This window comes from Arthrobacter sp. Z4-13 (assembly GCF_054792705.1).
On sequence record NZ_CP096459.1, the window covers coordinates 404,272 to 425,807 of the forward strand.

The 21,536-nt window shown below is 65.1% G+C and carries 24 protein-coding genes; 13 read left to right on the forward strand and 11 right to left on the reverse strand.

Going from position 1 to position 21,536, the window contains the following annotated elements; translation table 11 throughout:
- Nucleotides 1–5: 5 nt before the first annotated feature.
- The 4 genes from M1E07_RS03765 to M1E07_RS03780 all read left to right on the forward strand — a co-directional run bounded on the left by M1E07_RS03765 (nt 6) and on the right by M1E07_RS03780 (nt 3,449).
- A complete protein-coding gene (locus M1E07_RS03765) occupies nt 6–1,043 on the forward strand; it encodes a carbohydrate ABC transporter permease (protein WP_461188953.1) in 1,038 nt (345 codons plus the stop codon).
- Nucleotides 1,040–1,936 (forward strand): carbohydrate ABC transporter permease, encoded by an 897-nt coding sequence (locus tag M1E07_RS03770; protein ID WP_461188954.1) that lies wholly within the window; start codon nt 1,040–1,042, stop codon nt 1,934–1,936. Before M1E07_RS03765 ends, M1E07_RS03770 begins: the two co-directional genes overlap by 4 nt.
- Nucleotides 1,933–2,181: a hypothetical protein gene (locus tag M1E07_RS03775; protein WP_461188955.1), complete on the forward strand. Its 249-nt coding sequence runs from the start codon at nt 1,933–1,935 to the stop codon at nt 2,179–2,181. The genes M1E07_RS03770 and M1E07_RS03775 overlap by 4 nt, the downstream gene beginning before the upstream one ends.
- A 215-nt stretch (nt 2,182–2,396) precedes the next feature.
- Nucleotides 2,397–3,449: a LacI family DNA-binding transcriptional regulator gene (locus M1E07_RS03780; protein WP_461188956.1), complete on the forward strand. Its 1,053-nt coding sequence runs from the start codon at nt 2,397–2,399 to the stop codon at nt 3,447–3,449.
- 40 nt (nt 3,450–3,489) lie between these two features.
- On the opposite strand, the gene M1E07_RS03785 is transcribed toward M1E07_RS03780, so the two are convergent.
- Both M1E07_RS03785 and M1E07_RS03790 read right to left on the reverse strand, forming a co-directional pair.
- Nucleotides 3,490–4,374, reverse strand: coding sequence for a hypothetical protein (locus tag M1E07_RS03785; RefSeq protein WP_461188957.1), 885 nt, complete (start codon nt 4,372–4,374; stop codon nt 3,490–3,492).
- Between the two features lie 34 nt (nt 4,375–4,408).
- Nucleotides 4,409–5,215, reverse strand: coding sequence for an exodeoxyribonuclease III (locus M1E07_RS03790; protein ID WP_461188958.1), 807 nt, complete (start codon nt 5,213–5,215; stop codon nt 4,409–4,411).
- A 192-nt stretch (nt 5,216–5,407) separates the two neighbouring features.
- Between M1E07_RS03790 and M1E07_RS03795 the strand changes: the two genes are divergently transcribed.
- The 5 genes from M1E07_RS03795 to M1E07_RS03815 all read left to right on the forward strand — a co-directional run bounded on the left by M1E07_RS03795 (nt 5,408) and on the right by M1E07_RS03815 (nt 10,637).
- Nucleotides 5,408–6,907: a CoA-acylating methylmalonate-semialdehyde dehydrogenase gene (locus tag M1E07_RS03795; RefSeq protein ID WP_461188959.1), complete on the forward strand. Its 1,500-nt coding sequence runs from the start codon at nt 5,408–5,410 to the stop codon at nt 6,905–6,907.
- Nucleotides 6,907–8,010, forward strand: a complete 1,104-nt coding sequence (locus tag M1E07_RS03800; RefSeq protein WP_461188960.1) for an enoyl-CoA hydratase/isomerase family protein — start codon at nt 6,907–6,909, stop codon at nt 8,008–8,010. The genes M1E07_RS03795 and M1E07_RS03800 overlap by 1 nt, the downstream gene beginning before the upstream one ends.
- Complete coding sequence (mmsB, locus tag M1E07_RS03805) at nt 8,003–9,046, forward strand: 3-hydroxyisobutyrate dehydrogenase (RefSeq protein ID WP_461188961.1); 1,044 nt, start codon at nt 8,003–8,005, stop codon at nt 9,044–9,046. Before M1E07_RS03800 ends, mmsB begins: the two co-directional genes overlap by 8 nt.
- Entirely contained in the window at nt 9,043–9,819 is a 777-nt protein-coding gene (locus tag M1E07_RS03810; protein WP_461188962.1) for an enoyl-CoA hydratase, read from the forward strand. The genes mmsB and M1E07_RS03810 overlap by 4 nt, the downstream gene beginning before the upstream one ends.
- 161 nt (nt 9,820–9,980) lie before the next feature.
- The gene (locus M1E07_RS03815; protein WP_461188963.1) at nt 9,981–10,637 is read left to right on the forward strand and encodes a DedA family protein; all 657 of its coding nucleotides are present in this window, start codon (nt 9,981–9,983) and stop codon (nt 10,635–10,637) included.
- A 47-nt stretch (nt 10,638–10,684) separates the two neighbouring features.
- On the opposite strand, the gene M1E07_RS03820 is transcribed toward M1E07_RS03815, so the two are convergent.
- Nucleotides 10,685–11,194 carry a MarR family winged helix-turn-helix transcriptional regulator gene (locus M1E07_RS03820; protein WP_461188964.1) on the reverse strand — a complete coding sequence of 170 codons (510 nt, stop codon included), beginning with the start codon at nt 11,192–11,194 and terminating at the stop codon, nt 10,685–10,687.
- A gap of 111 nt (nt 11,195–11,305) precedes the next feature.
- Between M1E07_RS03820 and M1E07_RS03825 the strand changes: the two genes are divergently transcribed.
- Complete coding sequence (locus tag M1E07_RS03825) at nt 11,306–12,493, forward strand: acyl-CoA dehydrogenase family protein (protein ID WP_461188965.1); 1,188 nt, start codon at nt 11,306–11,308, stop codon at nt 12,491–12,493.
- 123 nt (nt 12,494–12,616) lie between these two features.
- Nucleotides 12,617–13,594 (forward strand): SDR family oxidoreductase, encoded by a 978-nt coding sequence (locus tag M1E07_RS03830; RefSeq protein WP_461188966.1) that lies wholly within the window; start codon nt 12,617–12,619, stop codon nt 13,592–13,594.
- Between the two features lie 61 nt (nt 13,595–13,655).
- Here M1E07_RS03830 and M1E07_RS03835 read toward each other — a convergent pair whose 3' ends face one another.
- From M1E07_RS03835 to M1E07_RS03855, 5 genes are all read right to left on the reverse strand, one after another.
- Entirely contained in the window at nt 13,656–14,429 is a 774-nt protein-coding gene (locus M1E07_RS03835; RefSeq protein WP_461188967.1) for a MerR family transcriptional regulator, read from the reverse strand.
- A 33-nt stretch (nt 14,430–14,462) separates the two neighbouring features.
- A complete protein-coding gene (locus tag M1E07_RS03840; RefSeq protein ID WP_461188968.1) occupies nt 14,463–14,846 on the reverse strand; it encodes a hypothetical protein in 384 nt (127 codons plus the stop codon).
- Nucleotides 14,847–15,048: 202 nt separating this feature from the next.
- Nucleotides 15,049–15,252: a cold-shock protein gene (locus M1E07_RS03845; protein ID WP_013599688.1), complete on the reverse strand. Its 204-nt coding sequence runs from the start codon at nt 15,250–15,252 to the stop codon at nt 15,049–15,051.
- Nucleotides 15,253–15,384: 132 nt separating this feature from the next.
- Complete coding sequence (locus M1E07_RS03850) at nt 15,385–16,011, reverse strand: response regulator (RefSeq protein WP_461188969.1); 627 nt, start codon at nt 16,009–16,011, stop codon at nt 15,385–15,387.
- Nucleotides 16,008–17,282, reverse strand: a complete 1,275-nt coding sequence (locus M1E07_RS03855) for a sensor histidine kinase (RefSeq protein ID WP_461188970.1) — start codon at nt 17,280–17,282, stop codon at nt 16,008–16,010. Before M1E07_RS03855 ends, M1E07_RS03850 begins: the two co-directional genes overlap by 4 nt.
- 208 nt (nt 17,283–17,490) lie before the next feature.
- On the opposite strand from M1E07_RS03855, the gene M1E07_RS03860 reads away from it, so the two are divergent.
- Together M1E07_RS03860 and M1E07_RS03865 are read left to right on the forward strand one after the other, a co-directional pair.
- The gene (locus M1E07_RS03860; RefSeq protein WP_461188971.1) at nt 17,491–18,048 is read left to right on the forward strand and encodes a GlcG/HbpS family heme-binding protein; all 558 of its coding nucleotides are present in this window, start codon (nt 17,491–17,493) and stop codon (nt 18,046–18,048) included.
- A gap of 9 nt (nt 18,049–18,057) precedes the next feature.
- On the forward strand, nt 18,058–18,792 hold the full coding sequence (locus M1E07_RS03865; RefSeq protein WP_461188972.1) for an ankyrin repeat domain-containing protein: 735 nt from the start codon (nt 18,058–18,060) through the stop codon (nt 18,790–18,792).
- A 95-nt stretch (nt 18,793–18,887) separates the two neighbouring features.
- On the opposite strand, the gene M1E07_RS03870 is transcribed toward M1E07_RS03865, so the two are convergent.
- The 3 genes from M1E07_RS03870 to M1E07_RS03880 are packed head-to-tail and all read right to left on the reverse strand — an operon-like array spanning nt 18,888 to nt 21,533.
- Nucleotides 18,888–20,078, reverse strand: coding sequence for an acetyl-CoA acetyltransferase (locus tag M1E07_RS03870; protein WP_461188973.1), 1,191 nt, complete (start codon nt 20,076–20,078; stop codon nt 18,888–18,890).
- On the reverse strand, nt 20,075–20,779 hold the full coding sequence (locus tag M1E07_RS03875; RefSeq protein WP_461188974.1) for a 3-oxoacid CoA-transferase subunit B: 705 nt from the start codon (nt 20,777–20,779) through the stop codon (nt 20,075–20,077). Before M1E07_RS03875 ends, M1E07_RS03870 begins: the two co-directional genes overlap by 4 nt.
- Before the next feature lie 25 nt (nt 20,780–20,804).
- Nucleotides 20,805–21,533 (reverse strand): CoA transferase subunit A, encoded by a 729-nt coding sequence (locus tag M1E07_RS03880; RefSeq protein WP_461188975.1) that lies wholly within the window; start codon nt 21,531–21,533, stop codon nt 20,805–20,807.
- Nucleotides 21,534–21,536 lie beyond the last annotated feature (3 nt).

A 21,536-nucleotide genomic window follows, 5' to 3' on the forward strand; every position in this document is an offset into this window, starting at 1 on the left:
AAGCCATGGCTACCGAATTGGGCCCGACGCCGGTAAAAGAGCCGGCGTCGGGCGCCACCCCGGTCCATCACGGACCTAAGGGCGTAGGCGAAGATAACAAGATCCTGAGTCAGGGCAAGTGGGCCACGTGGCTTCTTGCCCCGACCATCATCGCGCTCGGCATTGTGATCGTTTATCCGATCATCAGTGCGATTGTCATGTCCTTTACCAAGGACGCTGGACTCGATCCGGTTACCGGCCTCTTCACGGAAGGCGGCCCGGCAGGCATCCAGAACTACGTGAACTGGTTGGGGCAGCAGTGTGCAGCGCAAGGCGGCGGTACCGTCGCCTGCCCGCCAGGTACCCTGGGCGGGCAGTTCTGGTCAGCGACCGGCACTACTTTCCTCTTTACTGTGGTCACCGTTGCCTTCGAAACCGTCCTCGGTTTCTGGATGGCCATGATTATGGCCCGCACGTTCAAGGGCCGTGGCCTGGTCCGCGCAGCGGTGCTCGTTCCGTGGGCCATCCCCACTGCCGTTACAGCCCAGCTGTGGCTCTTTATGTTCGATTTCAACGGCATCATCAACAAGCTGTTCAACGTTTCCATCCTCTGGACGGGCAGCGAATGGCCTGCGAAGTGGGCCGTGATCATCGCCGACACCTGGAAGACCACGCCCTTCATGGCGCTGCTCATCCTTGCCGGCCTGCAGATGATCCCTGCCGAGGTCTATGAGGCCGCAAAGGTGGACGGCGCCACGGCATGGCAGCGGTTCCGGATGATTACCCTGCCGCTGGTCAAGCCTGCGCTTATGGTGGCCATCCTGTTCCGCACCCTGGATGCACTGCGCATGTTCGACCTTCCGTACATCCTTACCGGCGGCGCCAATAACACCACCACGCTGTCCATCCTGGTAATTAACCAGATCAGGCAGGGCTTCAACTCAGCAGCCGCCTTGTCCACCATCACGTTCATCATCATTTTCCTGGTGGCGTTCATCTTTGTCCGCTTCCTGGGCGCGAACGTTGTGGAGCAAAGCGGAGCCACCGGCAAGGGGAAGAAATGACAACCACAACTGCCTCAACGTCATTGCGGGCGGAGCAGGACAAGGGACGTAAGGCTGCCCAGAACCGGGAGAAGTGGGCGAGCGTGCGCACGTACGTCAGCGCGGCCGTCATCCTGGTCTGGTGCCTGGCTCCCGCGTACTGGATGGTGGTGACGGCCTTCCGTGAGGTGGGCTTTACCTACGACACGACGCCCTGGCCTACCCATGTGACGCTGGACAACTTCATCACGGCCTTCGATACCTCCTTCGGCAACCGGTTTGGCCAGGCCCTGCTGAACAGTATTTTCATCGGCGTCACGGTCACGGTGATCTCGCTGGTGATCGGGGTGTTCGCGGCGTACGCCCTGGCACGCCTTAACTTCCGGTTCAAGTACCTGGTGCTGGGCTTCATCCTGGGGGCGTCCATGTTCCCGGGCGTTGCCCTCATTACCCCGCTGTTCCAGCTCTTCACCAACATCGGCTGGATGGGCACGTACCAGGCGCTCATCATCCCGAACATCTCGTTTGTGCTGCCCCTCACCGTTTACACGCTGACCTCTTTCTTCCGGGAAATGCCCTGGGAGCTGGAGGAGTCTGCGCGGGTTGATGGCTGCACGCAAGGTCAGGCTTTCCGGAAGGTAATCATGCCTTTGGCCGCTCCGGCGATCTTCACCACGGCCATCCTGGCGTTCATCTCCTCGTGGAATGAATTCCTGATCGCCAGCCAGCTGTCGAATGAGGCAACGAAACCAGTCACAGTTGCCATTGCCAGCTTCGCCGGCGCACAGCCCAACCAGATCCCTTACACGGCCATCATGGCCGCGGGCACCATCGTCACCATTCCTTTGGTGATCCTGGTCCTCGTGTTCCAGCGCAAAATCGTTGCCGGCCTCACGGCTGGTGCGGTCAAGTGACAGGCCCAGCTTCCCGCCCCCGCTCTGCCGGGGCGGGAAGCGACCGCCGTCGAATGAGGTCCGGTGAGGACTTTGACATCATCATCGGGTTCCTCGGCTTTTGGGCGCTGGTGCTGCTCGTCGTCACTGTCTGGATGGAAGTGACGGCCCAGCCGGCACTCGGTTGGGCGCTGGGTCTTCTGGCCACGCTGCTCGCACTCTACGGAATGGTGCGGCTGCGCCGGCGCCTTCCGGACCGGAGGTAGCGCACCCGGTGGTTCCTTCGTCGTCGGCGCCCGTCGTCGGGCACCCGGCGCGAGGGTAACACTGCGGGAAGCAAACACCGCCAAAGGAAATACGGCGCAAAGGAAATACCGCGCAAAGGTAACACTGCGATGCGGGCCGGCGCTCACAATACTATGGCCCAGGGCTATCGCGCGAAGCAGGGCGGATACCTGCAGGGAGTATATGAGGGGACACCGTGGCACGCACAAGTGAAAGGTCTCAACGGGGCGGCCACAGCGGTGTCAGCATCGAGGACGTTGCGGCCGCCGCGGGAGTTTCCACCGCCACGGTCTCGCGGGCGGTCCGGGGGCTGCCCCGGGTATCACCGGCAACGCGGCAGAAAATCCTCGAGGTCGCCGGGAACCTGGGCTACGTGGCCTCCAGCTCCGCTTCCGGGCTGGCAACGGGCCGAACCAAAACCATCGGGGTACTTGCCCCTTTTGTCAGCCGCTGGTTTTTCTCCAAGGCCATCGAAGGCGCGGACCGGGAACTGCACGCCCGAAACTACAATCTTTCGCTGTTTAACCTGGGCGGCCACGGCAGCAACCGTGAGCGGCTCTTCAGCAAGACCATGGTCTACAAGCAGATCGATGCCCTGCTGGTCCTGTGTATGGCGTTGTCCCACGACGAACTGGACCACCTGCAGAAAATCGACATCCCGCTGGTGGTGGTGGGCGGCCATGTTGAGGAGTGCGCCTACATCGGCATTGACGATTACGCCGCCGCCTCCACCGCCGTCCGGCACCTGATCGATCTCGGCCACCGGGACATCGCACTGCTTCACGGCGATGACGAAACAGACCTGAACTTCGATGTTCCCCGCGTCCGGATCCTTGCTTTCAAGGACGTTATGGCGGCGGCCGGGCTCCCCACCCGCCCCGAATGGGACGAATGGGGGGACTTTACGGTCAGCAGCGGGCAGGAGGCCTTGCGCCGCCTCTGGGCCAAGCCGGGCGGCAAACCGACAGCCATCTTCTGCGCATCGGACGAGATGGCCATGGGCGTTATCTTTGAGGCTTCGAGGCTCGGCGTCCTCGTGCCGGAGGAACTGTCCGTGGTGGGGATCGACAACCATGATTTTGCTGACGCCATGGGCTTGACCACAGTGGGGCAGCGGCCTGACGAACAGGCCGAACTTGCCACCAAGATGCTCCTGGACGAACTGGACGGTGATGCAGGAGCCGTGCAGTCCGCCGTCGCGCCCCATGAACTGATTGTCAGAAGGACGACGGCGCCGCCCCAGTCCTAGCGCGGCCTAAGTCCTGGTGCCCAGGAATTAAAGGACAGCGTCAGGAAGCGCGGGCCAGCTGCCGGATGGGAATCCAGCGCGAGGCCAGGCGGCGGTACGCTGCAGCGGCGCCGGTCATATCGCCCTCGGCCAGGCATTCGATGCCAAGCCTGATGTCCATGGGTGAATCATCGGGGTAAACCTTGTCCGCAACAGCCCCGTAGTCAAGCTCTACCATCGAGTTCACATGGAAGAGCTCAAGCCATTCGGTGAGCTGGGTCAGATCATCGAGCATGTCCAGGTCCGGTGCCGCCAGTGCCAGGTTGGCCACAGCGTAGCGGGCACGTTCGAGGGCGTCGGTGATGGGTGCCCATACCCGGACCGTGACGATTCTGCCGGCAGCCTCCACCACGTCCTTATGGTCTGAATCCATAAACAGGGAAAACCAGCTGAAGGGGATTCCCCAGGTGGACGCCCGGGTGTGCACGCGGACGGACCCATCACGGGCCTTCACCTGGTCAATCCGCTCCTGGTGCTTGTCCCGCTGCTCCTCCGGAATCAACAGTTCAGCCAGCGGGCCGTGGATTCCCTCCATCAGCGCGTTGGCCGCCAAACCGGCCCGCAATACTAATTGGCTGGGACAGTACAGCAGCTCTGGCTCCGCGTCTGCGCCGTCGTCGGACGTGCCCCCTCCGGAGGCCGGGGCAGTGGTGACCCGCACCAGATCAGTCCGCCCGGTGGGGAACGGGTCGCCACCGGAACGGGTAATGCGCCCCAGTGAAGCCAGCAGTTCCGCATTCTCGACGGCGGCACGTGAGGCGGTTTGCGCGCCGGCGGCCTGGATCGCTTTCCGCTGCTCTTCGGGAAAGGCGTGGAGCGGTTCGTAGACGCGCAGCGTCGAGGAGAACGGCAGGCCTGCCTGGCCCCGGTAGAGGTTGCCCGTCATCACGGTCTCCTTGTATGGGTCCAGGATGCTGTCATCAGTCTGCCAGTTCCACCAGTACGGGTGCATGGTCCGACGCACCCTTGCCCTTGCGTTCCTCGCGGTCGATGGCAGCGCCGGTCACGCGTGAAGCGAGGGCGGGGGAGCCCAGTACGAAGTCGATCCGCATGCCTTCCTTCTTGGGGAAGCGCAGCTGCGTGTAATCCCAGTAGGTGTACACGCCGGGGCCCGGCGTGTAGGGGCGGACCACGTCGGTGAAGCCGGCAGCCTCAAAGGCGTGGAACGCGGCGCGCTCCGGCGGGCTGACATGGGTGTACCTGTTGTTGACGAACAGGTCGATGTCCCACACATCGTCGTCAAACGGCGCGATGTTCCAGTCACCCATCAGCGCCACCTGGGCCTCCGGGTCCTGCGTGACAAGGTCCTGTGCATGCGTCTTGAGGCTTTCCAGCCACTTCAGCTTGTACGGCATGTGTTCGTCGTCCAGCGAGCGGCCGTTGGGGACGTAAAGGCTCCAGACCCGGACGCCCGCGCAGGTTGCAGCCATGGCCCGGGCTTCCTGGACGGGGTCCGTGCCCGCCTTGCCGAACGACGGCTGGTCAAGGAACGTCCGCTCAACATCTTCGAGCCCCACGCGGGACGCTATGGCCACGCCGTTCCACTGGTTCACGCCGAAGTGGGCCACCTCGTAGCCCATCCGCTCAAACAGTTCCCACGGGAAGTTTTCGTCCTTGCACTTGGTTTCCTGGATGGCCAGGACGTCACAGTCACTGCGCTGCAGCCAGGCCTCCACACGGTCGGCACGGGCACGAAGCGAATTCACATTCCAGGTAGCAATCTTCACAGCTCCTAACTTACCGTGGCCGCACCACAGCACGTAAAGCACCGGTGAAGCTCCGGACCAGCCTGGCCAGGCCCCGCCTGACGCGTCCGCGCGGCGTCCGGCGCACTCCCCGGCCCGGTGGAGTTTAGTAGGAAGTCCGAGTATATTCGCAACCAGGAATGACCTGGGTCACACACAAAGGAGCTTCCGGCCATGGTGCGCGAGCTTTCCCACTACGTCGGCGGCCACCATGCGGCCGGCAGTTCCGGCCGCTTCGGCGATGTCTTCGACCCCTGCACGGGGGCTGTTCAGGCCCGTGTGCCGTTGGCCGCGCGGGATGAGGTGACCAACGCGGTTGCTGCCGCCGCGAAGGCGCAGGAGGAGTGGGCGGCCATGAACGCCCAGCGCCGGGGCCGGATCCTGCTCCGGTTCGTGGATTTGGTCAACCAGGACATGGACGGACTGGCGCGGCTGCTGTCCTCCGAACACGGAAAGACCCTCGCCGACGCCAGCGGAGACATCCAGCGCGGACTGGAAGTAGTGGAGTTCGCCGCAGGGGCGCCGCACCTGCTCAAGGGGGAATTCTCCACAGAAGCCGGACCCGGGATAGACATCCACTCGCTGCGCCAGCCGCTCGGCGTCGTAGCCGGCATTACGCCCTTCAACTTTCCCGCCATGATTCCGCTCTGGAAGTCCGGCCCGGCCTTGGCGGCAGGAAACGCGTTCATTTTGAAGCCCTCGGAGAGGGACCCCTCCGTACCGCTCCGCCTGGCCGAGTTGTACTCCGAAGCGGGCGTTCCGGACGGCGTGTTCAACGTGGTCAACGGCGACAAGGAAGCGGTGGACGCACTCCTCGAGGATCCCCGGGTCAAAGCCATCGGGTTTGTGGGCTCCACTCCTGTTGCCCACTACATCTACGCCACTGCCGCGGCCCTCGGCAAACGGGCGCAGTGCTTTGGTGGTGCCAAGAACCACATGGTGGTGATGCCGGACGCAGACCTGGACCAGGCCGCGGACGCCCTCATCGGTGCCGGATACGGCTCCGCGGGGGAGCGCTGCATGGCTGTTTCGGTGGCCGTTCCGGTGGGGCAGGAAACAGCTGATCGGTTGGTAGCCAAACTCCAGGACCGTGTGAAGGGCCTGAAAGTGGGCCACAGCCTGGACCATGACTCGGATTTCGGACCCGTGGTGACCGCCTCCGCCAAGGAGCGCATCGAGGGGCTCATCCAGGCGGGAGTGGACGAGGGCGCCAACCTGCTGGCCGACGGCCGCGGCATTAAGGTTGAAGGCTACGAACGCGGTTTCTGGGTGGGACCAACCCTCTTTGACCACGTGACCCCGGACATGGGCATCTATCGGCAAGAGATCTTCGGTCCCGTCCTCAGCGTGGTGCGGGCGGCCGACTACGATGAGGCGCTTGAGTTGTGCAGCAGGAATGAGTTTGGCAACGGCGTGGCCATCTTCACCCGCGACGGCGATGCAGCCCGTGATTTCGCCAGCCGCGTTGATGTGGGCATGGTGGGCATCAACGTCCCCATCCCGGTGCCCATCGCCTACTACACGTTCGGCGGCTGGAAGTCTTCCGGGTTCGGCGACCTGAACCAGCACGGCGCGGACGCCTTCCGTTTCTATACCAAGACCAAGACGGTCACCACGCGGTGGCCCTCAGGAATACGGCACGGAGCCAGCTTCGTGATGCCGGAAGGAAGTTGATGACGGAGAGCCTGAAGACCGGTGCGGACAACCATGCCGAGGTGCTGTTTGAACGCCGCGGCCGGTTGGGGGTCATCACCCTCAACAGGCCCCGGGCCGTCAACGCACTGACCGTCGGAATGGTGGGCGCGCTTCTGGAGCAGCTCACCGCGTGGGCGGACGACGACGGCGTTGCCACGGTCCTGGTGCGGGGCGCAGGCGAACGGGGACTGTGCGCCGGCGGCGACATAGTTGCCATCTACGAGGACATGCTCGCGGGCGGCGGGAAGACGGCGGACTTTTGGCGAACGGAGTACCGGCTAAATTCCATGATTGCCCGCTACCCGAAGCCCTACGTCGCCTTAATGGACGGGTTGGTCCTGGGCGGGGGCGTGGGGATCTCCGCCCACGGCTCCGTCCGGGTGGTGACGGAGCGCACCCGCATGGGCATGCCGGAGACCACCATCGGTTTTGCGCCCGACGTCGGCGGGACCCTTCTGTTGTCCCGCGGACCGGGGGAGGCGGGAACCCACGCAGCGCTGACAGGTGCACACCTGAGCGGGGCGGATGCACTGCATCTCGGCCTCGCTGACCACTACGTTCCGTCAGGCAGGCTTGAGGACCTTCTGGTGGCGCTGGAAACCGAAGCCGCGGAAGCCGCCGTCGGGCGCTGCACGGTAGGCCCGCAGGCGTCCGCGCTTGCGCGGCAGCGGGAGTGGATTGACAGCTGCTACTCCTGCAACGACGCCGAGGAGATTGTCCGCCGGCTCCGTTCTTACCGCAGCGGAAACGACGGCCGAGATGCCGCGGAGGCTGCCCGGGCTGCTGACACCATCGCGGCGAAGTCCCCCACGTCCGTGAAGGTCACGCTGGCCTCCCTCCGCCGGGTGACAGGCCTCACCTTGGATCAAGCCCTCGCGCAGGAGTACCGGGTGGGGCTGCGGTTCCTGGCAGCGCCGGATTTCCGGGAGGGCATCCGGGCGCAGGTGGTGGACAAGGACCGCAGGCCCCGCTGGAATCCGCCCACCCTGGCGGGGGTGCTGCCGGAGCAGGTGGAGCGCTTCTTTGAACCGCTGGGCAGCAAGGAACTGGATTTGGAGCTAAAGGAGACGGATCATGCCTGAAAACCACACCGTTGCCTTCCTGGGCCTTGGCCATATGGGCGGGCCCATGGCGGTAAACCTGGTGAAGGCGGGGTTTACGGTAGCCGGCTTCGACGTGGTGCCTGCAGCTCTGGAGGCTGCGCGCACCCAGGGTGTTCCAGGCGCAGCCAGCGCAGTTGAAGCAGCATCCGGGGCGGACGTGGTCCTCACCATGTTCCCTAGCGGCCGGCACGTGCTCGACGCCTACCGGGGAACGGACGGCGGGCCGGGACTGCTGGCGGCCGCGGCCCCCGGAACCATGTTCCTGGACTGTTCCACCATCAATGTGGAGGAGGCCCGGGAAGCGGCCAGGCTGGCCATCGACGCAGGGCACCGCTCGGTGGATGCTCCGGTGTCCGGCGGCGTGGTGGGCGCCGAAGCCGGGACCCTCACGTTTATGGTGGGCGGCGCTGCGCAGGACTTCGAGGCGGTTCGGCCGCTGCTGGAGGTGATGGGCAAACGGGTGGTCCACTGCGGCGCGCACGGGGCTGGCCAGTCCGCGAAGATCTGCAACAACTTGATCCTGGGCGCATCCATGATCGCGGTCAGCGAGGCCTTTGTGCTCGGAGAGAAGCTGGGGCTGAGCCACCAAGCGCTGTTCGATGTGGCGTCGGCGGCGTCCGGGCAATGCTGGGCGCTCACCACCAACTGCCCGGTGCCAGGCCCTGTCCCCACCAGCCCGGCCAACCGCGACTACCAGCCCGGGTTCGCCGGAGCATTGATGGCGAAGGACCTCAAACTCGCCGTCAACGCGCTTCATAGCACGGGAGTGGCTGCCCGGGTTGGACCGCTGGCTGCGGAAATTTACGATACGTTTGCCGCGGAAGGCGGCGCCGGCAGGGACTTTTCCGGCATCATTACGGATATTCGTGACAAGTCCGGCCGCCAGGACAAGTCCGGCCGCCAGGACAAGCCGGGGAACGCGGCGCCATCGGGGAACCAGGCCGCCGGCGTTCAGCACGAGGCACCACAGCAGGAACCACATCACGCAGCGCAGGACGACGGGAGCCCGGAATGACGGAATACACGAACATCCTCGTGGAGCAACGGGGCCGGGTGGGGCTGGTGACGTTGAATCGGCCGCAGGCGCTGAACGCCCTGAATAAAGCCACCATGGAGGAGCTCGTGTCCGCCGTGCGCGGCATGGATGCTGATCCGGGGGTGGGGGCAGTGGTCATCACCGGCTCGGGCAAGGCTTTCGCCGCAGGGGCTGACATCAAGGAGATGGCGGCCCAGGATTACATGGACATGTACGCAGCAGACTGGTTCCGCGGCTGGGAGGACTTCACCAGGCTGCGCATACCCACGATTGCGGCGGTGTCGGGGTTCGCCTTGGGCGGGGGCTGTGAACTGGCGATGATGTGTGACCTCATCATCGCCGGGGACAACGCGAAGTTCGGGCAGCCGGAGATCAACCTGGGCGTTCTGCCGGGCATGGGAGGATCGCAGCGGCTCACCCGCGCCGTAGGCAAGGCCAAGGCGATGGACCTGATCCTCACCGGCAGGTTCATCGGCGCAGAGGAAGCTGACCGCTGCGGCCTGGTGTCCCGGGTAGTGCCCGCCGAGGATGTTGTGGACGAGGCTATTAAGGCCGCCGAAGTGATCGCGGCAAAGTCAAAGCCCGTGGCCATGGTGGCGAAAGAGGCCGTAAACGCCGCCTTTGAAACCGGGCTTGCCCAGGGGGTCCTCTTCGAACGCAGGCTGTTTCACTCCCTGTTCGCCACCGAGGACCAGAAGGAAGGGATGGCGGCGTTTGCGGAAAAACGCCAGCCCGAGTTCGGGCATCGCTGAGGAAAAGCGGCTCCGGACAGGCGCCCCGCTTCCTCTGCTCCACGGTGGTTGTTGATGCACGTCCGGGCCCGGCCGGGCGTGGGTGATCCTGGTCCCAGCCTCTTCGCAGGTGCGTAAGGTAGACAGGGTAAGACCTACTTTTAAGGCGGACGGGGAGTTGTATGTGGGGAACGGCGGCCGACGCAGGGGGCTCAACAGATAACCTCACCGGACTGGTGGGGCTAGCCGCGCAGGGCATCGAGCAGTTGGGCGAATGGGGAGTGGGGCTCTTCACCCTTGCCGAAACGGTGGTGCCACCCATTCCCAGCGAGGTGATCCTGCCGCTAGCCGGTTATCTTGCCCGGCAGGGGACCTTGAACCTGGTTCTGGTTTTTATCACCAGCACCCTGGGAGCCTACCTGGGTGCAGTTTTCCTGTACTGGCTCGGTGCCAAGCTTGGATTTGAACGCTCCATCCGTGGCTTGTCCCGGCTGCCGTTGGTGGACCGGGAGGACTTTGAGCACGCGGCGGGCTGGTTCCGCCGCCATGGCCGGTCGTCCATCTTCTTTGGCAGGTTGCTTCCAGGCGTGCGGAGCCTGATTTCCCTTCCTGCCGGGGCATCCGCCATGCCGTTCGGCATGTTCAGTATCTATACCCTGGCAGGCAGCGGGCTGTGGAACGGAGCGCTCCTGGGACTTGGCTACCTGCTGGGCACCCAATACCGCGTTATCGAGGAGTATTCGCGGTTCCTGAATTACGCCGTGTATGCCGCCCTGGGACTCACTGTGGTGCTGCTCGTCGTCAGGCGCGTCAAGCGTACCAAGGCAACAACACGCTGATCCTGCAGTGAGGAAGTCACTTCAGGAATGCCTGCCCAGAAGCCCGGTCAGGAATCGAGGAAATCGCCCGCATTCCGCCGGAAGTCCCGCAGGATCCGGATCAGCTGATCCACATCGTCCGGCTCAAACCCCGGGTCCCTGAAAACCCTGGTGTTCAGGGCCGCCGTCGAACGTTTCACGAGGGTACGGCCCTCGGCGGTGAGCTCAATTAGTGTGGTGCGCCCGTCGGTGGGATGCGGGGAGCGGCGCACCAGCCCCGCGGCCTGGAGCCGGTCCACCGCGTTGGTGATGGATGTGGGGTGGACCTGGAGCAGGGTGCTCGCCTTCTTCATAGGAAGGGATCCGTTCCTGGCGAAGCTCAGCAGCGCGAGCAGCTCATAGCGGGCGAACGTCAGGCCAAATGGTTTGAGGATGAGTTCGATCCTGGCGAGGAGGATCTGCTGGGTCCGCATGATGGCCGTGATGGCTGCCATCGGCGCAGCGACATCCGCCCAGCCGTGCTCCTCCCAGTGACGGCGGGCATCAGCGATGGGATCACGGGAGAGCGGAGTACCCACAACCAGCCTTTCGCGAGGTGATGCAGCTCACTTATGTGGTGGACCTGTGCAATATACTAGGACATCCAATGGTTCAGCAGAGTGGTTTGGCAGCGAGGGGGTTTTACGCCGATGCAGCCATCAGCACCTGACGTCGGAGCTCCGCCCTTTCCGGACGCTGACCTGATGTACATCGTTGACCTCCTGCCGCCGGCTGAACGTGACAGGTACTTCAGCATCCGCCGGTTCCTTCAGTCCTCCATCCGGCGGCCCTCTATTGAGTACTGGAACCGCGAGGAGTTTCCCTTTGGCCTGCTGGCAGACATGGGAAAGCATGGCCTCGGCGCCCTTCAGCTGGACGGCAGTTCCACCCTCTTCAAAGGCCTCATGTACGTAGAGCTTGCCCGGGCGGATGTCTCCCTGTCTGCGCTGGCCGGAATCCACAATGAGCTGATTCTCGGCATGATCAGCCAGCTGGGGTCGGAGGAGCAAAAGGCCCGGTGGCTGCCGGGCCTTAAGACCTTCCGCCACCTCGGGGCCTTCGCTCTGACGGAGCCGGACCATGGCTCTGACATCGCCGGCGGCCTGGGTACTTCGGCCAGGCGGGAGGGCGGCGAGTGGGTCCTCAGCGGAGCCAAGCGGTGGATCGGGGCCGGTACCATCGCCGATTTCGCGCTCGTGTGGGCCCGTGACGAGGCGGACGGGGAAATCAAGGGTTTCATCGTGGAGACAGACAGGCCCGGCTACACGGCCAAGAAAATCTCCAACAAGATCGGCCTGCGGATCATGCAGAACGCAGACATCGTGCTGGCGGACGTGCGGATCCCCGCAGCCAACCTGCTGCCCGGAGCAACGAGCTTTTCCCGGGCCAACGAGCTGCTCCGGGATTCCCGTGCCTGGGTTGGCTGGCAAGGTGCCGGGATCCAGCTCGCCGCCTTCGACGTCGCCCGTGCTTACGCCCTGGACAGGCGGCAGTTCGGCAAGGAGCTGGCCCGGTTCCAGCTGGTCCAGCAACAGTTGGCGGACATCCTGGGCAACGCTTCGGCCTCGTTGGCGCTGATGGCGCACCTGGCCCGTATTCAGGAGGCGGGGAAGCTGGAGATGGCGCAGGCGGCCATGGCCAAAGCAACCACCACACGTTTGGCACGCGCTTCTGTGGCGATGGGCCGTTCACTGCTGGGCGGCAATGGCATCAGCAGCGACTATGAAATGGGCAAGCTATTCGGTGACGCGGAGATCCTGTACACCTACGAGGGCACCTACGAGATCAACTCGCTCATCGTGGGCAGGGCCGTCACCGGGAAATCCGCTTTCCTCTGAAAGTTCCGCTTTCTTCACCCCGGCCTGCGCCAGACCGTTGTTCCACCGGCCCAGCGTAGGTAGCATCGAACACTAAGCCTACTTAGTGTTTATCTCGGATCTTCGTTCAAAAGGGGAGGCGGAATGCGCGTTAGGGATTCAGTTGTGGTGATCACCGGTGCGTCCAGCGGGATCGGGAGGGCCACGGCCCTGCGCTTCGCCAACAAAGGGGCCCGGCTGGTCCTGGCAGCCCGCGGAGCGGAATCCCTGGAAGCCGCCGCTGCGGAATGCAGGAAACGCGGCGCCAAGGCCCTCGCCGTCCCCACCGACGTAACGGACGCGGGCAAGATGGAGGAACTGGCATCCCGTGCCGTCGAGGAGTTCGGGCGCCTGGATGTCTGGGTCAACAACGCAGCGGTCGGCGTATTCGGCCTGCTGACCGAGATTCCGCCGAAGGACTTCCAGCGGGTACTGGACGTCAACATCACCGGCTACGTCAATGGCGCGCGTGCGGCGCTGACCCGCCAGGCAGCCCAAGGCTCAGGCATCCTGATCAATGTTTCGTCCATCGTGGCGGAAACCCCTCTGCCCTACTCCGCCGCCTATTCCATCTCCAAAGCCGCGGTACGCGCCCTCAGCATCAGCCTGCGCTCGGAACTGGCCCGCGAGGGCGTAACCGGGGTGAACGTGTGCACCGTCCTCCCCGCCACCATTGATACCCCGTTCTACCAGAATGCCGCCAACTTCACCGGCCGCCGCCCCATGGCGATGCCTCCCGTCTACACGCCGCAGCGGGTGGCGAAGGCCGTGGTGAAGCTCGCAGCCCATCCACGCCGGGAAACCGTCGCGGGAGGACTTGGCGGCCGCCTCCTGGTCCTGCAGCACAAGTTCACGCCGGGCACAGTGGAAGCTGCCGCTGCCCGCCAAGTGGACACCCGCCAGCTTTCCCGGCGGCAGCCCGCCCCCGTGACTTCCGGAAACCTGCACGAGGCGTCGCAGTCCGTAGGAAAGGCCTCCACTACGGGCGGTTGGCACGGCCGGCGGCGGACCGCCCGGCGGGCAGTGGCGGGTGCAGCGGCCCTGGCCGGTGCCGTGGTGGTCCTGCGGAAGCGGCTGGGCTGATTGCCGGGTACTTCCCTGGCCTCCCTTCGCGGGGGCCCGCCGTCGTTCTCCCGGCCCGCTGCTAAAGGTTCCTTTCGGCGTAGACATGCAGCGCGTCCCGCACGAAGCCCGCTCCTGTGTCGCCGCCGTAGTTGGCGGCGAACCGTGAATCGGCAACGTACATCTCCGCCAGCCCCATCACATAACCCCTGACGTCACCGCCGCTCTCCGAAGCGGGAGTTCCGGGGATGGCGGTCAACCAGTCGACGTGGCGCCGGGCGAGGTCCTGCGCTTCGGGGCTGTCCGCGGCTATTCCTGATCCCGAAGCGGCGGTCCAGTCACTGCCAAGCCTTTCGGCGCGGGCCCTCCACGCTCGTTTCTGGTCGCTTCCCATGCCACGCCACCAGGCGTCGCTTTTGGCGTAGGCCTCCTGGCCCCAGCGTTCCTCCACCTCGTCCTTGTACTGGGTGTGGTCGAAGCCGTCAAACATTTTCTCTGCCATGAGTTCGCCTCCTCCGTGAATTGTTGCGATTGTTTGCTGAACGGACAGAACCTGCCGGGCCAGCCGCTCCTGCTCCTGCCGCAGCCAGTCCAGGTGGCGGCTCAGTGCTTTGACGGCGTCTGTCTCGTGGTGGAAGACCTCAGCGATGGCCGGGAGCCCCAGCCCGAGTCCCCGGAGAAGGAGGATCCGTTGCAGCTGCAGGAGGGCGGCACCGTTGTAGTAGCGGTAGCCGTTGCTCCCAACGCGGCTGGGTTTCAGCAGCCCGATGTCGTCGTAGTGGCGCAGGGTCCGGCTTGTTGTGCCTGCGATCCCGGCAACATCCTGGATGGACCAGTCCGCTTCGCTTGCTTCCATGCTCCGAGCGTAAAGGTTGACGCAGCGTCAGGGTCAAGCAGGCGTTCCGGGGTGTCGGTTACGCAGCGGGCGGTTGCGGGGCGAGCGGGTACGGGCCTGGGCGACGAGGCGTGTGAAAGCGAAGATGAAGGCTGCTTCGATAAGGATCATCAGCGCCACAAGCAGCCACTGTTCCTCGGCGACAAAAACAACGCAGCCTGCCACCGCCAGCACGGTCCCGAGCACCAGAGTGTAGACGGCAAATCCGACGGCGACGCGCGCGCTGCGGACTCCGGTCCGGAAACCGAAACCTTGGGGTTCCCCACCGGGTTGGCCGGCAACGCGGTCGGGCCCGGCAGGCGGAAGCCTGTCGAACTCCTCCCACGGGTCTTTTTCGGCGTCGTTGCCCGGGACGCTGTCCGGGTGCTGTCCGGTCATAATCCAATTATCCCAGCACCAGGCTGGGAAGGGAGTGGGAACGGGGATACCAACGGGGAGCGGGGATGGGGGGACTGGAAGGGGAGGCCCCTTGAGCGCGGGGTGCAGGGAGCACAGAGACAGCGGCCCCTCCAACGGATGTTGGTGGGGCCGCTGTGTCGTGGCGGGTTCCTCCTGCAGGAGCGGGAGGAAAGCCGAAGCCTTAGAGCGGGCGGATGTTTTCCGCCTGCGGGCCCTTGGGACCCTGGGTCACATCGAATTCAACCTTCTGGTTCTCATCGAGTGAGCGGTATCCGCTGCTGGCGATTGCGGAGTAGTGGGCGAAAACGTCAGCGGACCCGTCATCGGGGGCAATGAAGCCAAAACCCTTTTCGGCGTTGAACCATTTAACTGTGCCTGTTGCCATGGCTGCATTCCTTCGTGTGACTCTGATTCTCTCCCCGGGCCATCGGCCCGAAGTGCGCGGAGAACGTCCCCCGCAGTCCCCAACGTACGGGGCGGACGCCATCCTTGCAAGGGTAACGGCAATAAAGTGTTGTCAGCGCATGCCCTCACGGCGGATTGCGGTAGCAATGGCAGCGGCCCTGGTGTCCACTCCGAGCTTGGCATAGATGTGGGCCAGATGGGTCTTGACCGTGGCCTCAGAGATGAAGAGCCGCTGCCCGAGCTCCCGGTTGCTGAGGCCTTGCGTGAGGAGGCTGAGCAGTTCGGCTTCGCGCGGGGTGAGGATCTCGTCAGGGTTCCGCAGCTGTTGGAAGAGCCGGGACGCGACCGGCGCACTCATCACGCTCTTGCCTTGAACCGCCCCGCGGATGGCCGCGAAGATCTCGTCAGGTGCGGCGTCCTTCAGGAGGTAGCCCATGGCGCCGGCGTCCACGGCCCGCACAATGTCCGCATCCGAGTCGTAAGTGGTGAAAACCAGGATGGCCTGGCTGGGGTTGCGCTCGCGGATAAGCCGTATGGCCTCGATCCCGTCCATGCCCGTGCCCATGGCGAGGTCCATAACCACTACCGCGACGGCGTCGTCTTCCAGGCGTTGCAGGGCTTCCTCCCCGGAAGCGGCTTCGGCGACGACGGCGATGTCAGGCTGGGTGCCCAGCAGGGCCCGCAGCCCGCTTCTGACCACGAGGTGGTCATCCACCAGCAGTACCGTGATGACGCTCATGCGGACTCTTCCGGCCCTGCGGGCTCTGGAGCTTTTTCCGTCACGGGCAGCTGGGCTGCCACGATTGTTCCTTCGCCGGGTGCGCTTTCCACCGAGAAAACGCCGCCCAGTTGCTCCACCCGCTGCCGCATGGCCCGTAGTCCGTACCCTCCGGCGTCCGACGGCGGTGCTGCCGCCGCTGGATCAAAGCCGGCGCCGTCGTCGTGTATGTCCAGGGTGACGGCGTCGGGAAGGTAGCCGAGGGTCAGCGTGGCGGTGGCGGCGCACGCATGGAGCTTGATGTTGGACGCTGCGCTTTGGACTACGCGCAGGAGGGCGTGGCGGAGATCCGGCGGCACGGGCCGCGGTTCACCGGTGACAAGGAGCCTGGCCTCCGGAACGTACTGCCGTGCAGCGAGGAGCAGGGCATCAGGCAAGGGGGACGCGTCCAATCCGGGGGAGGCAAGTTCATGGACCAGGCTGCGGGTTTCGGACAGATTGCCCCGCAGCAGAGCGGTGGCCTGGCTGAGTCCGGCTTGGGCTGACGGGCTCGGCCACGCCCTGCCCGCCGCTTCCAGCAGGAGCAGGCTGCTGGCGAGCCCCTGGGTCACGGTGTCATGGATTTCCCGGGAAACCCGTTCCCGTTCGGCGATGGTTCCCGCCCGGCGCTCACTGGCGGCGAGCTGGCCTTGGGCGAGGGAGACTTCCGCGTGCAGGCGGCGCTGTTCCTCGGCGTCGTTCTGGATCCTGTCGTAGATCAAGGTCAGCATCAGACCCACGGCGAGCGGGCCGAGGAGCATGGCAAGGTCGGTGCCGCTGCTTAACCGGAACAGCCCTGCAGCGGTAGCAGCCGCGGTGGCTCCTGCCGTGGCATAGGCGGCTGCGCCGCTCAGTGCACTGCGGCAGAGGAAGAACAGCGCGAACGAGCACCAGGCAAAGCTCGGAGCCGCAATGACCAGTACCGCCCACACGGCAACCAGAGTGAACACCCACGGCGCGCCCGGCTTCCCCCGCGATGCAAGGACGGCGACGGCGAAGTACAGCAGGCAGGCCGCTGCAGCAAGGCCAAGGACCAGGAGATTGTCCTCGGGGCTGTGCCGCATCACGTAGCGGACCACGGACGCCACCAGCAGGACCGCAAAACCCAGATGCACTGCTGCGTCAATAGTGCCGAAGCGGGCGCCGGCGGTGTTCCTGGACGCAGCAGATGCATTTTTGCCCGTCCCGGCCGGACCGGTCCCGCCGGCAGCGGTCGAGTCAGGGGCGGATGCGGCGTTGGCTCGGGTAGGCATGGGAATTCCGGTTCCGGTGGGGAATGCTACCTACCAATGCTATTGCCCCCTCCCTGGTCCGTCTCTCAGCCTTTTGGCTGATACGGCTGGCTTTTCGTAGCAGGACGGTACCGCCAAAGGCCCGATGCCAGGAACCCGTCAGTCCCGGAAGGATGGAACCGTACGCCGCTCCTGACGGTCGTTTGGGGCTCCGAGCAAAGGAAACAACATGAAAAAGTCCAAGAAAGTTCTGGCCGCCGCAGCCGCCGGTGCGCTTACCCTCACCGCCGGTGTAACGGCTGCCGCGAATGCCGGATCCGCTCCAACCGCCGTTCCTGCGGCTGACGTCCAGCCCGTTCCGGAGAATGTGGTGCAGCAGAACCGCATCTCGGTGGGCGCCTCAGCCAAGGCAGTGCAGGCGGCGCTGGCCAAGTGCCAGGCCGACAAGCTGCCGTTCGTGACGGTGGCGCTGGTGGACCGCTTCGGGACGGTGCAGGCGCTCCTGCGTGGTGACAATGCGGCCGAACACACCATTGAGGCAGCACAGCAGAAGGCCTACACTGCAGCCGCCTTCGGCACCCCCACCAGCGGGCTGGCCAAGCGGATCAACGGAAATGGCCCCAGCATTGCCGACCTTCCCGGCACCCTCTTCCTTGCCGGCGGCGTTCCGCTGAAGGTCAACGGGGTTTCGGTGGCGGGCATCGGCGTCGGCGGCGCGCCCGATGGCGCACTTGATGAGGCCTGTGCTGCAGCCGGTGCAGAAGCCATCGCCGGTGCCGCGAAGTAGCCTAAGCGCATGAGGTGGTTCGAGGCTCTGGTTCTGGTCCTCTGCTTGTCCGTGTCGATGACAGCGTGCCAGGCGGGCCCGGGGGAGCCACAGCCGGCGTCCCCTTCGGCGTCGGTCCTGGCCAGCGCCGACACCCAGCCGTCGGCCGCGGATCCCGCCTCACCCGCACCTTCCTCCGAGCCGCCTGCACCAGCGACTACGCCTCCTGCACTCTCCGCAGAGGCGCAGGCGCAGCTCGATCAGGAGCTGATAGCCGCCGCCAAGCACAACAATGTTCCGTTGGTCAACGAACTGATTGCGCGCGGGGGCAACGTGAACGCCAAGGACGCCATCCAGGATTCGGCCTTCCTCTATGCGGGCGCCGAAGGATTCAATGAGGTGCTTCGCCTGACTTTGGCTGCAGGGGCAGACGTCGCGAGCACCAACCGATACGGCGGAACAGCCCTGATCCCGGCCAGCGAACACGGCCACGTGGAGACGGTGCAGATCCTGATCAACGCAGGCGTGCCCGTCAACCACGTCAACAACCTTGGCTGGACTGCCCTGCAGGAAGCGATCCTGCTGAACAACGGCGGGGCCAGGCAGCAGGAAGTGGTGCGCCTGCTCCTGGCAGCGGGCGCCGATCCGGACATTCGGGATCGGGAGGGGCGGACGGCGTTGCAGAACGCCGAACGGCTGGGCTTCGCGGAAATCGCCAGCCTGCTCCACGGCCGCGGCCAGCCTTCTCCCGGACCGAGCCGCTGAGTTTCCCCACCTTTAGCTGACGAGCATGGCGACGCGCCGCAGTTTGGATGCGACGCGCCGCCGTCGTGCCCTAAAGGTGGGGAAACCCGGCGGGACTACACAGCCTCAAGGACGCTGACGTAGTTGGCGATGCCCACGCCGCCCATGTTTTGGACGGCGGCGCGGCGGGCGCTGGGAAGCTGCATGCCGCCTGCGGTTCCGGTCAGCTGCATGGCTGCGATGACGTGCTGGGATACGCCCGTTGCTCCCACAGGGTGGCCCTTGGCCTTGAGGCCGCCGGAGACGTTGACGGGCAGTTTGCCGTCCTTGTACACCCAGCCCTCCTCGATGGCACGGGCGCCCTGGCCGGGATCGGTCAGGCCCATCGCCTCGTACATGAGCAGTTCGGCGATGGTGAAGCAGTCGTGGACCTCCGCGAAGTCCAGGCCTTCCAGTCCGACGCCGGCCATCTCCAGTGCGCGCTGCCAGGACACCCGGGTGGCGTTAAAGGCAACCGGGTCCCGGCGGGATGCGGGGAAGAAATCATTGGCGTGGCCGAAACCGGCAAGCCGCACCGGCGCAGTGGAACCAGCCGTTGGGGAGGTGGACAGGACAACGGCGGCAGCGCCGTCGGATACGGGGGAGCAGTCGGTGCGGCGCAGCGGATCGGCCACCATGGGATTCTTGTCCGAGATGGTGCGGCAGAACTCCTCGCCGAGGTCCTTGCGCAGCTGGGCGTACGGGTTGTGGACGCCGTTGCGGTGGTTCTTCGCCGCGATGCTGCCCAGGACGTCACCCAGGTTCCCGTCGGCGTAACGCTTCCCGTAGTGCTTGGCGACCTCGGCGAAGAGCCCGGTGAAACCGGTGGTGGAAGCCTTGCCGGCCATGTCGTAGTCGGCGCCCAGCAGGCTTGCTCCTACAACGTCCGCGCCGGCGTGGGTCATCTTTTCCGCGCCGATCACCAGCACCGTTTTCGCCGTGCCCGCCAGCAGGGACTTCGTCCCCTGCTGGAATGCGGCCGAGCCGGAGGCGCACGCATTTTCCACACGGGTGGCGGGAACGTTCGCCAGGTCGGGCGAGACCTGCAGCACCAGCGACGACGGGAACGCCAGCGGCATCATCCCGGAGTTGAACTGTCCGAGGTAGATTTCGTCAACCTGGCCGGGCTCGATGCCCGCATTGGCCATGGCGTCGGTGGCAACCTGGACGATCAGGGACTCCAGGGTCTCCTCCGTCAGCTTGCCAAAACGGCTGTGGCCCCAGCCGGTCAGCAGGACATCCTTGCCGAACTGTTCCTGCAGGCTCATGCCGGGGCTCCTTCCAGGGCGGCCGCCGCCGATTCCTGCTCGTCCAGGGCGACGGTGAACCCGGCCTCCGTTTTCCCGCGGATTTCCTCGACGGTGACCCCTGGGGCCATGCGGGTAAGCGTGAGCTGCCGCGCGCCGTCTGTTCCCTGTTCGTTCCGGACCAGGTCAAAAACAGCGAGGTCGCTGATGATGCGGTCCACCACCGCAAGGCCCGTCAGGGGCAGCGTGCATTCCCGCACGATCTTGGCGCTGCCGTCCTTGGCGTTGTGCTCGGTGAGGACCACCACCCGCGGGGTCCCGGCCACGAGGTCCATGGCGCCGCCCATTCCCTTGACCATCTTGCCGGGGATGGTCCAGTTGGCGAGGTCGCCGCTTCCGGAGACCTGCATGGCTCCGAGGATGGCCACTTTGACGTGCCCGCCCCGGATCATGCCGAAGGACATGGCGGAGTCGAAGATGCTTCCGCCGGGCAGCACCGTGACAGTTTGTTTGCCGGCGTTGATGAGGTCGGCGTCCTCCTCACCCTCGTACGGGAAGGGCCCCATCCCCAGGAGTCCGTTTTCACTTTGCAGCACAACGCGGACGCCATCGGGCAGGTTGTTGGCTACCAGCGTGGGGATCCCGATGCCGAGGTTGACGTAGTCGCCGTCGTTCAGTTCTTCGGCCGCAATCGCAGCCATCTCATCCCTGGTCCAGGCCATGGAATTCTCCTTGGGTTTGTGGTGGTTAGGCCGGTACGGTTTCGGCATCGCGGGAGGCGGCCGGCCGGACGGTGCGCTGCTCGATGTCCTTGACCCGGTCCTTCGCCTGGACCAGGCGCTGGACAAACACTCCCGGCGTGACGATGTGGTTCGGATCCAGCCGGCCCGGTTCCACAATCACCTCGGCTTCTGCGATGGTCAGCAATCCGGCTGTGGCAACGACAGGGTTGAAGTTCCGGGCGGTGTAGCGGTAGATCAGGTTGCCGTCCGTGTCAGCGGTATGCGCGTGGACCAGCGCGACGTCGGCCCGGATGGCGCGCTCGCGGACGTACGTTTCGCCGTCGAATACCTCGTGCGGCTTGCCTTCCGCAACCAGGGTGCCCACACCGGTCTTTGTGTAGAACGCCGGAATGCCGGCACCGCCGGCGCGGAGCCGCTCAGCAAGCGTGCCCTGCGGGGTGAACTCCACCTCCAGCTTGCCGGCGAGGTACTGCTCGGCGAAGAGCTTGTTCTCCCCGACATAGCTGGCAATCACCTTGCGGACCTGGCCCGCCTCGATCAGGATGCCCAGGCCCTTGCCGTCCACACCCATGTTGTTCGAGACCACCGTGAGGTCCTTTACGCCCGAATCGCGGACCGCCTCGATCAGGTCCGCAGGTATGCCGCTGAGACCGAATCCGCCGACGGCAAGTGTGATGCCGTCCTGCAGTAGGCCCTCAAGGGCGACGGCGGGTGATGGCTGAAGTTTGGACATGGC

What these genes read in the sequence shown, in the direction of transcription:
- M1E07_RS03765 (WP_461188953.1), top strand. Translation starts at nt 6, where the DNA reads ATGGCTACCGAATTGGGCCCGACGCCGGTAAAAGAGCCGGCGTCGGGC.
- M1E07_RS03770 (WP_461188954.1), top strand. Translation starts at nt 1,040, where the DNA reads ATGACAACCACAACTGCCTCAACGTCATTGCGGGCGGAGCAGGACAAG.
- M1E07_RS03785 (WP_461188957.1), bottom strand. Translation starts at nt 4,374, where the DNA reads ATGACGGGCAACCTCTACCGGGGCCAGGCAGGCCTGCCGTTCTCCTCG.
- M1E07_RS03795 (WP_461188959.1), top strand. Translation starts at nt 5,408, where the DNA reads ATGGTGCGCGAGCTTTCCCACTACGTCGGCGGCCACCATGCGGCCGGC.
- M1E07_RS03800 (WP_461188960.1), top strand. Translation starts at nt 6,907, where the DNA reads ATGACGGAGAGCCTGAAGACCGGTGCGGACAACCATGCCGAGGTGCTG.
- mmsB (WP_461188961.1), top strand. Translation starts at nt 8,003, where the DNA reads ATGCCTGAAAACCACACCGTTGCCTTCCTGGGCCTTGGCCATATGGGC.
- M1E07_RS03810 (WP_461188962.1), top strand. Translation starts at nt 9,043, where the DNA reads ATGACGGAATACACGAACATCCTCGTGGAGCAACGGGGCCGGGTGGGG.
- M1E07_RS03815 (WP_461188963.1), top strand. Translation starts at nt 9,981, where the DNA reads ATGTGGGGAACGGCGGCCGACGCAGGGGGCTCAACAGATAACCTCACC.
- M1E07_RS03825 (WP_461188965.1), top strand. Translation starts at nt 11,306, where the DNA reads ATGCAGCCATCAGCACCTGACGTCGGAGCTCCGCCCTTTCCGGACGCT.
- M1E07_RS03830 (WP_461188966.1), top strand. Translation starts at nt 12,617, where the DNA reads ATGCGCGTTAGGGATTCAGTTGTGGTGATCACCGGTGCGTCCAGCGGG.
- M1E07_RS03835 (WP_461188967.1), bottom strand. Translation starts at nt 14,429, where the DNA reads ATGGAAGCAAGCGAAGCGGACTGGTCCATCCAGGATGTTGCCGGGATC.
- M1E07_RS03840 (WP_461188968.1), bottom strand. Translation starts at nt 14,846, where the DNA reads ATGACCGGACAGCACCCGGACAGCGTCCCGGGCAACGACGCCGAAAAA.
- M1E07_RS03845 (WP_013599688.1), bottom strand. Translation starts at nt 15,252, where the DNA reads ATGGCAACAGGCACAGTTAAATGGTTCAACGCCGAAAAGGGTTTTGGC.
- M1E07_RS03850 (WP_461188969.1), bottom strand. Translation starts at nt 16,011, where the DNA reads ATGAGCGTCATCACGGTACTGCTGGTGGATGACCACCTCGTGGTCAGA.
- M1E07_RS03855 (WP_461188970.1), bottom strand. Translation starts at nt 17,282, where the DNA reads ATGCCTACCCGAGCCAACGCCGCATCCGCCCCTGACTCGACCGCTGCC.
- M1E07_RS03860 (WP_461188971.1), top strand. Translation starts at nt 17,491, where the DNA reads ATGAAAAAGTCCAAGAAAGTTCTGGCCGCCGCAGCCGCCGGTGCGCTT.
- M1E07_RS03865 (WP_461188972.1), top strand. Translation starts at nt 18,058, where the DNA reads ATGAGGTGGTTCGAGGCTCTGGTTCTGGTCCTCTGCTTGTCCGTGTCG.
- M1E07_RS03870 (WP_461188973.1), bottom strand. Translation starts at nt 20,078, where the DNA reads ATGAGCCTGCAGGAACAGTTCGGCAAGGATGTCCTGCTGACCGGCTGG.
- M1E07_RS03875 (WP_461188974.1), bottom strand. Translation starts at nt 20,779, where the DNA reads ATGGCCTGGACCAGGGATGAGATGGCTGCGATTGCGGCCGAAGAACTG.
- M1E07_RS03880 (WP_461188975.1), bottom strand. Translation starts at nt 21,533, where the DNA reads ATGTCCAAACTTCAGCCATCACCCGCCGTCGCCCTTGAGGGCCTACTG.